The sequence below is a fragment of the Streptomyces sp. NPDC043746 genome, from assembly GCF_056436485.1.
This window is the reverse complement of the sequence record NZ_JBWKCM010000023.1, coordinates 1-14431: the sequence shown is the minus strand read 5'-3', so window position 1 is coordinate 14431 and position 14431 is coordinate 1. Positions and strand designations below refer to the sequence as shown.

At 69.8% G+C, this 14431-nt stretch carries 13 protein-coding genes; 7 read left to right on the top strand and 6 right to left on the bottom strand.

Translation table 11 applies throughout. The annotated features are described in order from the left end of the window. Window positions 1-286: 286 nt before the first annotated feature. Window positions 287-2173 (bottom strand): AMP-dependent synthetase/ligase, encoded by a 1887-nt coding sequence (locus AC0682_RS22935; protein WP_478534881.1) that lies wholly within the window; start codon window positions 2171-2173, stop codon window positions 287-289. A gap of 142 nt (window positions 2174-2315) precedes the next feature. After that, the gene (locus tag AC0682_RS22930) at window positions 2316-3224 is read right to left on the bottom strand and encodes an NADP-dependent oxidoreductase (protein WP_478534880.1); all 909 of its coding nucleotides are present in this window, start codon (window positions 3222-3224) and stop codon (window positions 2316-2318) included. A gap of 247 nt (window positions 3225-3471) precedes the next feature. Here AC0682_RS22930 and AC0682_RS22925 point away from each other — a divergent pair, with 247 nt between their 5' ends. After that, the gene (locus AC0682_RS22925) at window positions 3472-4320 is read left to right on the top strand and encodes a helix-turn-helix transcriptional regulator (RefSeq protein WP_478534879.1); all 849 of its coding nucleotides are present in this window, start codon (window positions 3472-3474) and stop codon (window positions 4318-4320) included. A 270-nt stretch (window positions 4321-4590) separates the two neighbouring features. On the opposite strand, the gene AC0682_RS22920 is transcribed toward AC0682_RS22925, so the two are convergent. From AC0682_RS22920 to AC0682_RS22905, 4 genes are all read right to left on the bottom strand, one after another. Next, on the bottom strand, window positions 4591-5382 hold the full coding sequence (locus tag AC0682_RS22920; RefSeq protein ID WP_478534878.1) for an ABC transporter permease: 792 nt from the start codon (window positions 5380-5382) through the stop codon (window positions 4591-4593). Then, complete coding sequence (locus AC0682_RS22915) at window positions 5379-6380, bottom strand: ATP-binding cassette domain-containing protein (RefSeq protein WP_478534877.1); 1002 nt, start codon at window positions 6378-6380, stop codon at window positions 5379-5381. Before AC0682_RS22915 ends, AC0682_RS22920 begins: the two co-directional genes overlap by 4 nt. Before the next feature lie 82 nt (window positions 6381-6462). Next, the gene (locus tag AC0682_RS22910; protein ID WP_478534876.1) at window positions 6463-7305 is read right to left on the bottom strand and encodes a DUF4097 family beta strand repeat-containing protein; all 843 of its coding nucleotides are present in this window, start codon (window positions 7303-7305) and stop codon (window positions 6463-6465) included. A 238-nt stretch (window positions 7306-7543) separates the two neighbouring features. Next, window positions 7544-8074 (bottom strand): toxin-antitoxin system HicB family antitoxin, encoded by a 531-nt coding sequence (locus AC0682_RS22905; RefSeq protein WP_478534875.1) that lies wholly within the window; start codon window positions 8072-8074, stop codon window positions 7544-7546. Between the two features lie 665 nt (window positions 8075-8739). On the opposite strand from AC0682_RS22905, the gene kdpF reads away from it, so the two are divergent. The 6 genes from kdpF to AC0682_RS22875 form a co-directional block, all read left to right on the top strand. Continuing rightward, entirely contained in the window at window positions 8740-8829 is a 90-nt protein-coding gene (kdpF, locus tag AC0682_RS22900) for a K(+)-transporting ATPase subunit F (protein ID WP_478534874.1), read from the top strand. Window positions 8830-8837: 8 nt separating this feature from the next. After that, on the top strand, window positions 8838-10502 hold the full coding sequence (gene kdpA / locus AC0682_RS22895) for a potassium-transporting ATPase subunit KdpA (protein WP_478534873.1): 1665 nt from the start codon (window positions 8838-8840) through the stop codon (window positions 10500-10502). Continuing rightward, the gene (kdpB, locus tag AC0682_RS22890) at window positions 10499-12598 is read left to right on the top strand and encodes a potassium-transporting ATPase subunit KdpB (protein WP_478534872.1); all 2100 of its coding nucleotides are present in this window, start codon (window positions 10499-10501) and stop codon (window positions 12596-12598) included. The genes kdpA and kdpB overlap by 4 nt, the downstream gene beginning before the upstream one ends. Window positions 12599-12604: 6 nt before the next feature. Continuing rightward, window positions 12605-13276, top strand: coding sequence for a potassium-transporting ATPase subunit C (locus AC0682_RS22885; protein ID WP_478534871.1), 672 nt, complete (start codon window positions 12605-12607; stop codon window positions 13274-13276). 97 nt (window positions 13277-13373) lie between these two features. After that, on the top strand, window positions 13374-14057 hold the full coding sequence (locus AC0682_RS22880; RefSeq protein ID WP_478534870.1) for a response regulator: 684 nt from the start codon (window positions 13374-13376) through the stop codon (window positions 14055-14057). A gap of 33 nt (window positions 14058-14090) precedes the next feature. Beyond that, a partial coding sequence (locus AC0682_RS22875; protein WP_478534869.1) for a histidine kinase occupies window positions 14091-14431 on the top strand: 341 nt, incomplete at its 3' end.

Below are 14431 nucleotides of genomic sequence, written 5' to 3'. Positions count from 1 at the left end.
GGACGGACGCCTCGGAGGAGGGTTGGTCACGTGACCAACGCACGACCAACAGGGGCCCGAGAGGGCCTGAAACAGCAGGAAAGAACAGGAGAAACGCCCGCCGAAATCAAGCCTGTCGACGGGCATTTTCCCAGGTCAGAGCGGTTGTGGGCTGGTGCCCGAGAGGAGAGTTCAAGTCCCCCCTCGGACACCAGGGTCAACCGACCAAATGAAGCCGGTCAAAGCGACACAGTGTCGCTTTGACCGGCTTCGTTGTTCTTGTGGACGTGATCTGGCCCTCGGCGCGTCAGGCCTCGCGGGCCCCCTCATACATTTCTTCGATGACGTGGGCGTACTCACGCTCCACGACGGGCCGCTTGACCTTGAGACTCGGGGTGAGTTCGCCGTGCTCGATATCGAGGTCACGCGGGAGTACGGCGAATTTCTTGATCGTCTGCCACCGCTGCAGGTCGCCGTTGACCCGCTGGACGAAGCCGTCGATCAGCTCGTGGACCTGCGGCGAGGAGACGATCTCGGTGTACGTGCGGTTGCCGAGGTCCTGGGACGCTGCCCATGACGTGATCGTGGTCTCGTCCAGGGCGATCAGGGCGGAGCAGAAGTTGCGCCCGTCGCCGACGACCAGGATGTTGCTGACGAACGGGCAGACGGCCTTGAAGCGGCCCTCGATCTCGGTGGGTGCCACGTACTTGCCGCCCGACGTCTTGAACACGTCCTTCTTGCGGTCGGTGATCCGGATGTAGCCGTCCTTGTCCACCTCCCCGATATCGCCGGTGCGGAGCCAGCCGTCGCTCTCCAGCACCTCCGCGGTCTTCTCCGGAAGGTTGTGGTAGCCGCGCATGACGCCGGGGCCTCGCAACAGGACCTCGCCGTCCGCGGCTATGCGGACCTCGGTGCCGGGCAGCGGTCTGCCGACCGTGCCGACCCGGTAGTCGTCGACGGGATTGACGGTGCAGGCCGCGCTGGTCTCGGTGAGGCCGTAGCCCTCCAGGATGTGCACGCCGGCGCCGGCGAAGAAGTAGCCGATGTCGGGAGCGAGGGCGGCACTGCCCGAGACGCTGCCGCGCAGGTTGCCCCCGAAGGCCGCGCGGATCTTGCCGTACACCAGCCTGTCGGCGACGGCGTGCCGCACGACGAGTGGCAGAGGCACCTCGCGCCGTCCGGTCGCGGCCCTGCTCTCCTGTTCTGTCCGGGCGTAGTCGCGGGCGACCTTCGCAGCCCAGAGGAAGATCCTGTACTTGGCGCCTCCCTCGGCTCGTGCCCGGCCCGCGATGCCGTTGTAGACCTTCTCGAAGATCCGGGGCGCCGCCGCCATCAGCGTGGGCCGGACGGCGGGCAGGTTGGTGATGATCCGGTCGATCCGCCCGTCCACCGCCATCACATGGCCGGTGCTGACCTGGCCGGCGATCAGTGCCTTGCCGAACACGTGGGAGAGCGGCAGCCACAGGAACTGCACGTCGTCGGAGCGCAGCAGGCCACTGGCCTCCTGGGCGACGCCTTGGTACGACCAGCAGTCGTGCACCAGGCGAACGCCTTTGGGGAGGCCTGTGGTGCCCGAGGTGTAGATCAGAGTGGCGAGCTGTTCCCGCTCGATGGCCCGGACCGCCTCCTCGACCGCGTCCGGGTGCTCGTCCAGGTACGCCGTACCCCGCTTCTCCAGCTCGGCGAGGGAGAGTACCTCCAGCCCCTCCACCCGAGGGAGGTCCGCCCCGGCATCGAAGAGGATCGCGTGGCCCAGCCCGGGCAGGCGCTCGAGGCCGGAGGCGACCTTCTCCAGTTGGACCGCGTCCTCCACGAAGATCACCCGGCTGCCGGAGTCGGAGAGGATGTACACCGTCTCGTCGGCGTGGGTACTGGGGTAGACGGCGGTGGTCGCGGCCCCCGCGCACATCGCGCCCAGGTCGGCCAGGATCCACTCCACCCGGGTGGAGGAGGAGACCGCCACCCGCTCCTCGGGCCGCACTCCCAGGGCCAGCAAGCCGGCTGCGATCGCGCGGACGCGTTCGGCGGTCTGCGCCCAGGTCAGGGAGCGCCACTGCTCGGCGCCTCCGGTGCCGTCGTCGGCCGCCACGGGATAGCGGTAGGCCTCCTGGCCGGGCGTGGCCTCGACCCGTGAGAGAAAGAGATGCGCCACGGATACCGGGCGGTTGTCGACTAGGGACTGCGCGGAACTCACATTGGCCTCCGGGCCGGGGCGCCCATGTTCGAGTGGTCTACTGACGGGTAACTCGCAAGCGGTGGTCACACTATGGGGAAGACTGCCTGCGCGTAAGGGGCTGGGAGCAGCCCGCTGGGGCCGAGCTCTCTCCGATCCCCGGTCAGAGGCTGAGCACGAGCTTGCCGCGGACCTGGCCGGTCCTGCTGATCAGCTGGGCTTCGGCCGCCTTCTCCAGGGGCAGGGCGTCCTGGACCTCGACCCGGACCGCTCCCGAGTCGATGAGCTGTCCGATGTGGCGCAGCGCCTCGCCGTCCGGAGCGACGATGACGCGCAGCCCCGTGATACCCGGGATGCGGTACGTCTCGTCGATCGGTTCCGGCAGAGTGACGAGCACGCCACCCGGACGCAGCAGTCGCCACGACTCCTGCTGCGTCCGGCCGCCGACGGTGTCGATGACGACGTCGACCGGCTCGATGCCGTGCCGGCCGTCCGCTGTGCGATCCAGGGGCTCGTCGACGCCGAGCCGGCGCAGAAAACCGAGGTTGCGCGGTGAAGCGGTGGCCGTGACATGTGCTCCGCGGGCCTTGGCGAGCTGAACGGCGAAGTGCCCGACCCCGCCCGCGCCACCGTGGACCAGGACGCGCTGACCTGCGGTCACCTGTGCGGCGTCGAGCGACTGCCAGGCGGTCAGGGCCGCCAGCGGGACGGCCGCCGCCTGGGCGAACGACAGCTCGACGGGCTTGGGGGCCACGGCTGAGACCGAGAGGACGGCGAACTCCTGGTAGGCCCCGGCGTACGGCAGGGGGAGCATGCCGTACACCTCGTCACCGACAGCCGGGCCGTCGGCCGTGGTCGTCGCTGCGACCGTGCCCGCCACATCCCAGCCCATACCCAGGGGAAAGAGGCGGTCCGTGCCGACCGCTCCCTCCCGGAACTTCCAGTCGACGGGGTTCACCCCGGCGGCCCGCACCTGGATCAGGAGCTGCCCGTCCGCAGGGGCCGGTACCGGCTGCTCGGTCAGTTCCAGGACGCTTTCGTCGCCGTGGCGGGAGATGGTTACTGCTCGCATGACCGGTGCTCCAAGGGGTGGGAACGAGCCGACACCGCTGGCGGCGACGGCTGTGCGCGATGCGCACTGAGCTCAACCGTGGCCCCGGGGCACCCGGCCGACCAGTACCCCGTCAGTACCCCCCTGTGCGCGGTGAGTAAGGGGGTACTGACGGGGTACAGGGCAGCGCGCCCAGGGGAGGGCATACTGACGCCGGAGGCGCGCGGGCGGACGGTGTCCCGCTGTGCCGAGAGGATCCGGAGGAGCCGTGGAGCAGGCACGTGAGCTGGGCCGGTTTCTTCGTTCACGACGGTCGCACGTCACGCCTGAGGCCGCGGGCGTTTCGGTGCTGGGCCGACGGCGGGTGCCGGGACTCCGCCGCGAGGAGGTGGCGGAACTCGCCGGAGTGAGTACCGTCTACTACACGCGCCTGGAGCAGGGGCGGGCGACCAACCCCTCAGACGCGGTGCTGGATGCCTTGGCCCGTGTGCTGCGGATGGACGCGACCGAGCGGGCCCACCTGCACGATCTGGCGCACCTTCCGCGGCGCAGGCCGACCGAGTCGCCGCACCCCGAGACCCGACGGGTCCGTGCGGAGGTCCGTCGGCTGCTGGATGCCGTGGGCGCCGTGCCCGCCTACGTCCTCGACCCCGGTATGGAGGTTCTCGCCGCCAACGAACTCGCCCTGGCCCTGGTCCCCGGCCTGACCGGTGGGTCGGCGGGCGGACCGAACATCGCCCGTCACATCTTTCTGGACACCTCGGCACGCAGCCTGTACCCGCAGTGGGATCAGCTCGCCCGTCAGACCATCGGCTACCTGCGCTTCTCCGCCGCACGTCACGCACACCACTCCCGTCTGGGGCACCTCGTCGCCGAACTCAGTGCGCACAGCCCCGAGTTCCGGATCCTGTGGGCCGCCCAGGACGTCCGGGAGAAGACGTACGGCACCAAGAGCTTCAACCACCCGCTGGCCGGGAGGTTCGACCTCGCGTACGAAACCCTCTCCCTCCCCGGCAACGAGGGCCAGTCGCTGGTCGTCTTCACGGCTGTCGACGGCACCGCGGAGAGCGCGTTGAAGCGGCTGAGGGGTTCGCCGGCCCCCTGCCCCCAGTTGTAAGGAGCCTTACGGACAGGGGCATACGGCGTCGGACCCCGAGCTCCGGCCATATCGGTGTGTCCCGTCGTGCCCCTCTTCTGGACCAGGTGCGACAGGCCGGGTCGGCCCGCACCGCAGGCCGCCGGTCGTGGATCCGGCCTGCCTTCGGCCGCCCGCACCCGCACGGTGGCGACGCCGAGGGTGCGGCCGTGCTCCGCACGCAGCTCCGCTCCCACCCGTTCGCCGCGGGCGGGAGCGTTGCCGTACGACCGTGTCCACGGGGTCGCCGAGCTACCTCGGGTCGCGGTCGAAGAGCGCCTTGGACCAGAAGTGGCCGAGGGCGCACAGGGCCAGGCACCAGGCGATCGCGAGCCAGCCGTTGTGGCCGATCTCGGTGCCCAGGAGCAGACCGCGGAGGGTTTCGATGGCCGGGGTGAAGGGCTGGTACTCGGCGATCGGCCGGAACCAGCCGGGCATGGTGTCGGCGGGGATGAAGGCGCTGGAGACGAGGGGGAGAAGGATCAGCGGCATGGCCATGTTGCTGGCCGCCTCGGCGTTCGGGCTTGCCAGGCCCATCCCTACGGCGATCCAGGTGAGGGCCAGGGCGAACAGCGCGAGCAGCCCGAACGCGGCCAGCCACTCGAGGGCCGTGGCATCGGTGGAGCGGAAGCCGATGGCGACGCCGACCGCGCCGACGAGCAGCAGGCTGGCGAGGACCTGGAGGACGCTGCCGACGACGTGCCCGATCAGCACGGAGCTGCGCTGGATCGCCATGGTGCGGAAGCGGGCGATGATGCCTTCGTTCATGTCGGTGGCGACGGACACGGCGGCTCCGATGACGGTGGAGCCGATGGTCATCAGCAGGATGCCGGGGACGATGTAGGCGATGTAGTCGGAGCGGTCGGCGCCACCGCCCCCTATGCCCGCACTCATGACGTCGCCGAAGATGTAGACGAAGAGCAGCAGCATCATGACCGGTGTGAGCAGCAGGTTCAGGGTGAGGGACGGGTAGCGCCGTACGTGCAGCAGGTTGCGGCGCAACATCGTGTTCGAGTCGCGGGCGAGCAGGGTGAGGGCGCTCATCGAGCAGTCTCCTTGGACTGGTGGGCCCGGTGGGCCTGGTGGGGTTCAGCCCTGTCGGTCAGGGCGAAGAAGACGTCGTCGAGGTCGGGGGTGTGGACGGTGAGTTCGTCGGCCTCGATGCCGGCGGTGTCGAGCCGGTCGAGGAGGGAGCGCAGTTCGCGCTGGCTGCCGTCGCTGGGAAGCCGCAGAGCCAGCGCCTCGTCCTCGGGGGCGGCCTCGCGCAGAGCGGTGACGGCGGACCGGTAGGCGATCGGGTCGGTGAAACGGAGACGGACGTGCCCGCCCGGGACGAGCCGCTTGAGTTCCTCCGCTGTGCCCTCGGCGGCGATCCTGCCGTCGTGGAGTACGGCGATGCGGTCGGCGAGTTCGTCGGCCTCCTCCAGGTACTGGGTGGTGAGGAAGACGGTGACGCCCTCGGCGACGAGCCCGCGGATGATCTGCCACATGGTGTGGCGGGAGCGTGGGTCCAGGCCGGTTGTCGGTTCGTCGAGGAAGATGATCTGCGGGGCGCCGACCAGCGTCATGGCGAGGTCGAGCCGGCGTTTCATGCCGCCGGAGTAGCTCTGGGCGGGCTTCTTCGCGGCCTCGGTCAGATCGAAGCGCTCCAGCAGCCCGGCAGTGACCCGTCGCCCCTCGGCCCGGGGCAGACGGTGCAGGTCGGCCATGAGCAGCATGTTCTCCTCGCCGGTGATCAGCCCGTCCACCGCGGAGAACTGGCCGGTGACGCCGATCGCCCTGCGTGCCGCCTGCGGGGCGACGGCCAGGTCGTGGCCGCCGACGCGCAGGTCGCCGGCGTCGGCGGTGACGAGGGTGGACAGGATCTTCACGGCGGTGGTCTTCCCCGCACCGTTCGGCCCGAGCAGGGCGAACACGGACCCGGCCGGGATACGCAGATCGATCCCGTCGAGCACGGTCTTGTCGCCGTACGCCTTCCGCAGACCGACCGCGGAGACGGCGGTCGACGAGGGAGCCTCGCCGCCCCGCCTGGACGTGGGCATGACAGATGAAGGCATGAGTGCCCCTCTCGGGTGCTGGAGTGGGTTCAGAAGTGGGGGAGCTGGCTGCTTGGGGCTTCGGTGCTCAGGCCTTGGCCCGCAGTACGTCGATGTTGCCCCAGTTCGTCCGCGCCCGGACCTCGACGGTCTCCACGCTCCGCTCGGGCGCTTCGGACGGAGCGAGCGTGTTGCGTACCTGCCCGCGGGTGGAGCTGACGTCGAGCCAGGCTGCCGTTCCCTCGCGGATGCCGATCTCGATGGAACCGTTGGAGGTCTCCAGACGGACGGTGCCGCGAGCGACGTCGGCGACGCGGAGGTGGCCGTGGGTGGTGGTCCCGGTGACCGACGACCCGGCGTGGGCGATGTCGACGCCACCGTGCGAGCTGCTCACCCGCAGCTCACCGGTCACGGTGCCGACGGTCGTGGTCCCGTGCGCGTTCTTGAGGGTGGCGGGGCCGTCCACGACGCCGACGCGCAGATTCCCGGTGCTGGTGGTGATCTCGGCCGGTCCTTCGACCCGCTCGACGGTGGTCAGTCCGTGCTGGGCCGCCACATGGAGCGGCCCGGTCGTGTCGAGGCGGACGTCACCTGCCGAGGTCTTCACCCGCACCTCCCCGAGCAGGCCCTCGCCCAGTACCTGGACCCCGGCGCCGCTCGTGTCGACGTGTGAGCCCGTGGGCAGCTCCACCGTCACGTCGACGTTGCCGGAGCGCCCGACGAGGTTGGCCTTGGGTGTCCTCACGTTCAGCGCGCCGGACGTGTAGGTGACCTCGGTCTGGTCGGCCGCCCGTACGTCCTGGTCCCGCTTCGGGTCCCGGGGTGTCACGGCGACGACGGTGTCGGAGCGGTCGCCCGCGGTGAACGTGATGGAGCCGCTGTACACGTAGGCGGTGACCGTGATCGGGTCGGGGGTGTCGAAAGAAGGCATGGCTGTACCGTCCTCATGGCTCGTTGGGCTGCTCCGCCCGGAGGTGGGGCGGAGGGGAAGTGGTGCGGGTGTGGTTGAGGGCTGTCCCGCAATCCCTGGTGGATCAGCGCGCGGCGTCGGATGCGGTGCACCGCAAGGCGGAGGGGCGTCCGCATACTGGATGTATTCGGGCGTTCCGGCAACGAGGCGAGGCGCCGTAACTGTCGTCGTGCGCCCGCCCGGGACTGCGGGGCAGCCCTTAGCGAACCCAGCCGGTGAGGCGCTGTCCGGTGCTGCGGGTCGTGTCTGCCGGGCGCGGACGGGCACGGGCGGCGCCGTCGACGGAGGCCGACACGGCCCGCACGAGCCAGGCGTTGACCGATAGGCCCTCGCGGCTCGCGGCCTCCTCGGCTCGCGCCTTCAGGTGGGCGGGCAGGCGGAGGTTGATGCGGGCCGGCGCCTCGGTGTCGCCCTCCGCGGCCGGGGCGGACGGATGGGCCGTGAACGGTTCGACGGGCTCGGCCGGCTCCGTGGGGGCCCGGTCGGCGGGCGGCGGGGTCACCACGAAGTCGGGCTCCAGCCCCCGCAGCCGGACGTCGACCGAGCCGGGAGCGAGCTCGCGGGTGACCTCGTCCATCGCCGCGGAAAGCACGTTCAGCAGGGTGAGGCGAGTTGCCGCCTCCAGGGGGGCGGTGAGCCTTTCGGCCAGCTCGCGGGCATCGTCCCCGCCGGCCTCGGCGGCGACCGCCAGTTCGCGGCGGAGGGTTTCGACATAGGGCGTCAGGTCCATGGCGTCATAGTGGCATCATCGTGGCACCTTTGCAAGTCGCGCTGGCGTCGCCCGCTGGGCGGGGTGGCTTTCTCCGGTCGCCTTGGCCGGTTGGGTGCATGGAGACGGTCCGGCTCACGGTATTCCGCTCCATCGCGCCATCTTGTGCGAGTGTGGCGCGGGCTTTGATGCCATGCGGTGTCAGGTGGTGCCAGTCGACGTCACTGACGGTGCCGAAGCCCTGAGAGGCCCGGCGGGGCCGCAACCAGTGCGTCCTGAATGCTGTCACCGCACGCGCCGCACGGTGGTGACCCGTGCAAGCCTCCGGAGAGCCCGGTGGGCGGGCTCGCCGCGGCGCCCGTGGGCGGGGCGGGTGGGTGCCGTCGCCACTGTCCGGCCTCCGCCCGGCCTTGAGGGTGGCCGGAGGTCGGACACGGTGGGTCATGAACCATGGCGCTGGGTGAGGGGTGGCGTCAGGCCGACGTCAAGAATGCCCGACGATCGTATGAACCCCGTCAAGATGGTCAAGGGTCGGCTTGAAGTGGGGGTTTGCTGATGTCGGCCACACGGCCGATTCGATTCCCCACTTCACCACAGGAGCTCGCGATGGCCGATTTGGCCTTCGTCGCCACCACGGTCGCGGTATTCGCGCTGGTGGCTCTCGTCGCCCGCGGGGTGACCAAGCTGTGAACACCGAGAACGTCGTCGGCCTCGTGGTGGCCGTCTTCCTGATCGGCTATCTCGTGCTGGCTCTCCTCTACCCGGAGAGGTTCTGAGTGCCGATATGAGTTCACAGATCGCCGGCATGCTCCAGCTGCTCGCGCTGATAGCCGCGCTCGCCCTCGCGTACCGTCCGCTGGGCGAGTACATGGCCCGGGTCTACTCCTCAGGAAAGCACTACCGGCCCGAGAAATGGGCCTACAAGGCCATCGGCGCCGATCCGGCCGCCGAGATGCGGTGGCCCGCCTATCTGCGCGCGGTGCTGGCCTTCTCGGCCGTGAGCGTCCTCTTCCTTTACGTGATGCAGCGGGCGCAGGGCTCGCTGCCCGGTTCGCTCGGCTTCTCCTCGATCGCCCCCGACCAGGCCTTCAACACCGCCGCGTCCTTCGTGGCCAACACCAACTGGCAGTCGTACTCCGGCGAACAGGCCATGGGGCACGTCGTGCAGACCGGCGGGCTCGCGGTGCAGAACTTCGTCTCCGCGGCGGTCGGCATGGCCGTGGCGGTGGCCCTCGTGCGCGGCTTCTCCCGGTCCCGTACCGGAGAGCTCGGCAACTTCTGGACCGATCTGGTGCGCGGTACCTTCCGAATCCTGCTCCCCATATCGGTGATCGGGGCCGTCGTCCTCGTCGCCTGCGGGGCGATCCAGAACTTCTCCGGTATCCACCAGGTCGGCCAGTTCCTGGGCGGCACACAGGAGTGGAACGGGGGCGCGGTGGCCTCCCAGGAAGCCATCAAGGAGCTGGGCACCAACGGCGGCGGGTATTTCAGTGCCAACTCCGCCCACCCCTTCGAGAATCCCACCCCTCTGTCCAACCTGTTCGAGATCTTTCTCATCCTGTTGATTCCGTTCGCGCTGACGCGGACGTTCGGCCGGATGGTGGGTTCACCGAAACAGGGCTACGCGATCCTCGGCGCGATGGCCGCCATCTGGATCGGGTTCACCGCCCTGATGATGTGGACCGAATTCGCCCACCGCGGGCCCGCCTTCGAGGTCGCCGGCGGCGCCATGGAGGGCAAGGAGACCCGCTTCGGGATCGCCGGATCGGCCCTCTTCGCCGTCGCCACCACGCTCACCTCCACCGGTGCGGTCAACTCGTTCCACTCCTCGTACACCGGCTTCGGAGGAGGGATCACCTTGCTGGGCATGCAGCTGGGCGAGATCGCCCCCGGTGGTGTCGGCTCCGGTCTCTACGGCATGCTGATCATGGCGGTCATCGCCGTGTTCATCGCCGGACTGATGGTCGGCCGCACCCCGGAGTACCTGGGCAGGAAGATCGGCACCCGCCAGATCAAGCTCGCCGCCTGCTACATCCTCGTCACCCCGACCCTGGTCCTCGGCTTCACCGCCGTCGCCATGGCCCTGCCGACCCCCGCCGACTCGATGACCAACACCGGCGCGCACGGCTTCTCGGAGATCCTGTACGCCTACACCTCCGGCGCCAACAACAACGGCTCCGCCTTCGCCGGGCTCGACGCCGACACGCCGTGGTTCAACACCACCATCGGCATCGCGATACTGCTCGGCCGGTTCCTGCCGATGGCGTTCGTCCTGGCCCTGGCCGGATCGCTCGCCGAGCAGAAGCCGGTGCCCGAGACGGCAGGCACGCTGCGCACCGACAAGCCGCTCTACGCGGGGCTGCTCGTCGGCACGGTCCTCATCGTCTCCGGACTCACCTACTTCCCCGCCCTCGCGCTGGGGCCGTTCGCCGAAGGGCTCGCCTCATGAGCACCATCACTCCCACTCGCGCCCCCCGCGAAGACCTGTCACCGACCGGTGGGCAGGGGTCTGCCGGCAGGAGAACGCCCGCCCCCGGGCAGCTGCTGAAGTCGTTCCCCGACGCGCTGCGCAAGCTCGACCCGCGGGTGATGGTCACGTCGCCGGTCATGTTCGTCGTCCTGGTCGGATCGGTGGTCACCACCGTGCTCGCCCTCGTCGACCCGACGGACTGGTTCGGCTGGGCCATCGCCGCCTGGCTCTGGCTGACCACGGTCTTCGCCAACCTGGCGGAGGCCGTGGCGGAAGGCCGCGGCAAGGCCCAGGCCGACACCCTGCGCAAGGCCAGGACCGGCACCGTCGCCCGCAGGGTCATCGGGAAGAACGAGGAGCGGATCGCGGGGACGGACCTGCGCATCGGGGACCTGGTGGTCTGCCAGGCCGGAGACGTCATCCCCGGCGACGGTGACGTCATCGAGGGCGTCGCCTCCGTCGACGAATCCGCGATCACCGGTGAATCGGCTCCGGTCATCCGCGAGTCCGGCGGAGACCGCAGCGCGGTCACCGGCGGTACGAAGGTGCTCTCGGACCGGATCGTCATCAGGATCACCACGAAGCCCGGTGAGACCTTCATCGACCGGATGATCGGCCTGGTGGAGGGGGCGGCACGGCAGAAGACGCCCAACGAGACGGCTCTCAACATCCTGCTGGCCTCCCTCACGATCGTCTTCCTGCTGGCCGTCGTCACGCTGAAGCCGTTCGCGGTCTACGCGGGCGCCGACGAGCAGACCTCGCTGATCGTGCTGACCGCGCTGCTGGTGTGCCTGATCCCGACCACCATCGGCGCCCTGCTGTCGGCCATCGGCATCGCCGGTATGGACCGCCTGGTGCAGCGCAACGTCCTGGCGATGTCGGGGCGGGCGGTCGAGGCGGCGGGCGACGTGTCGACCCTCCTCCTCGACAAGACCGGCACCATCACCCTGGGCAACCGCCGGGCGGCCGAGTTCGTCCCCGTCGAGGGCGTGGCGGAGACGGAACTGGCCGACGCCGCCCGGCTGTCCTCGCTCGCCGACGAGACCCCCGAGGGGCGGTCGGTCGTCGTGCTGGCCGAGGAGGCGTACGGACGACGCGAACGGGACCAGGACGAACTGAGCGGCGCGCAGTGGGTCGCGTTCACCGCGCAGACCCGGATGTCGGGTGTCGACCTCACCGGGCGCAAGGTCCGCAAGGGGGCGACCGGGTCGGTCACGGCATGGGTGAAGGAGCGGGGCGGCACGGTGCCCGAGGGCGTCCGGGCGCTCACGGACCGGATCGCGCAGGCCGGCGGCACGCCGCTGCTCGTGGCCGTGGAGGAGGCGTGCGGTCCGCGCGTCCTGGGCGTGATCCACCTCAAGGACGTGGTGAAGGAGGGCATGCGGGAGCGGTTCGAGGAGCTGCGCCGGATGGGCATCCGTACGGTCATGGTCACCGGCGACAACCCGCTGACAGCGCGGGCCATCGCCGAGGAGGCCGGGGTCGACGACTTCCTGGCCGAGGCGACGCCCGAGGACAAGATGGCCCTCATCAAGCGCGAGCAGGCCGGAGGCAAGCTGGTCGCGATGACCGGCGACGGCACCAACGACGCCCCGGCCCTCGCCCAGGCGGACGTCGGCGTGGCGATGAACACCGGCACCTCCGCCGCCAAGGAGGCCGGGAACATGGTGGACCTCGACTCCGACCCCACCAAGCTCATCGAGATCGTCGAGATCGGCAAGCAACTCCTGATCACCCGGGGCGCGTTGACGACGTTCTCCATCGCCAACGACGTCGCGAAGTACTTCGCGATCATCCCCGCCATGTTCGCCGTGGCCTATCCGTCACTGGACGAGCTGAACGTCATGGGGCTCGCCTCCCCGGAGTCCGCGATCCTCTCCGCCGTCATCTTCAACGCGCTGATCATCGTGGCGCTGGTGCCGCTCGCCCTCAAGGGCGTCCGCTACCGGCCCGCGAGCGCCGACCGGATGCTGCGCCGCAACCTCGGCCTCTACGGACTCGGCGGACTCGTCGCCCCCTTCATCGGCATCAAACTCATCGACCTCGCCCTCTCCCTCCTTCCCGGAATCGGCTGATCCGCCATGACCCAGACCACTGTCAGCACCACCGCGCGCCTCCTCGGGGCAGGTCTCCGCGCCCTGCTCGTCCTCACCCTCGTCTGCGGGCTGCTCTACCCGCTCGCCGTGACGGGCATCGCCCAGACCCTGTTCAGCGACAGGGCCAACGGTTCCGAGATCACGGACAGCAAGGGGCAGGTCGTAGGCTCCTCCCTCATAGGCCAGCGGTACGACCTTCCGCTCCGGGAGGGGGAGAAGGCCCCCGCCCCGGACCTGAAGTGGTTCCAGCCGCGCCCGTCCAACGGCCTCGGCGGCAACAGCGTCAACACGCAGTACTCCCTGATCCTTTCCGGAGCCACCAACCGCTCCGGCGACAACGAGGAACTGCTCCGGTGGGTGACCGACGCCAAGAGCGCCGTGGTCGAGGACAACTCCACCGCCACGTACCAGGTGCGGCCCGCGGACGTGCCGGCCGACGCCGTCACCTCTTCCGGCTCCGGTCTGGACCCGCACATCTCGCCCGCGTACGCGAAGCTCCAGATCCACCGGGTGGCGGAGAGGAACGGTCTCGACGTCGAGAAGGTCGAGAACCTGGTAGCCGATCACACCACCGGCAGGGTCCTCGGCTTCATGGGGGAGCCCCGGGTGAACGTGCTCCAGCTGAACACCGCGCTCAGGGCCCTGACCCAGAACTGATGGATCCGAAAGCGGGGACGGGCTCCGGTGGGGTGGGACTCGCCCACCCCACCGGCCCGCCCGCCCGCCCGCACGCGACGAAGGAGAATCGCAGCTCATGCCCAGGGTGCTCGTGGTGGAGGACGACGCGCAGCTGGTGCGCGCTCTCAGGATCAACTTGCAGGCGCGTACCTACGAAGTGGAGGAGGCATTCGACGGAGAGACGGCTCTCCGGCTCGCCGCGGTCAGCCGGCCGGATGCCATCCTGCTGGATCTGGGTCTACCGGACATGGACGGCGTCGAGCTGATCACGATGATGCGGGGGAGGAGCCGTGCGCCGATCCTGGTCCTGTCCGCGCGGCACCTGTCGGGGGAGAAGGTGCGGGCCTTGGACGCCGGAGCCGACGACTACGTGACCAAGCCCTTCAGCATGGACGAACTGCTGGCCCGGCTGCGGGCGGCCACGCGGCGTCGGCAGGCGACCGCCGAGGCCGAAGCCCTCACCGTGGTCACCACGGACGCCTTCACCATCGACCTGGTGGCGAAGAAGGTGCGGCGCGGTGCCGACTCCGTACGGCTCACCCCGACCGAATGGCACCTGCTCGACATACTCGTCAGCAACCCCGGCCGCCTGGTGTCCCAGCGCTCCCTCCTGCGGGAGGTCTGGGGCCCCACGTATGCGGAGAACACCAACTACCTGCGGGTCTACATGGCCCAGTTGCGCCGCAAGCTCGAAGCCGATCCCGCCCACCCGCGCTACCTCATCACCGAGGCGGGCATGGGCTACCGCTTCGAGCCCTGAACTCATCCACCGCGAGAAGGACAAGGAATCGTCATGGGACGCGGAAGGCTGCGGATCTACCTGGGCGCGGCACCGGGCGTCGGCAAGACGTACGCGATGCTCTCCGAGGCCCACCGCAGGAGGGAGCGGGGCACCGACGTGGTCATCGGATGGGTGGAGCACCACCACCGGCCCCGCACCCAGGTGATGCTGCACGGGCTGGAGGCCGTCGCGCGGCGCGAACTGGAGTACCGGGGAGCCGTGTTCACCGAGATGGACGTGGACGCGGTGCTGGCCCGGGCCCCGGCCGTCGCCCTGGTCGACGAGCTGGCCCACACCAACGTCCCCGGCGCCCGCAACGCCAAGCGCTGGCAGGACGTCGAGGAGCTGCTGAA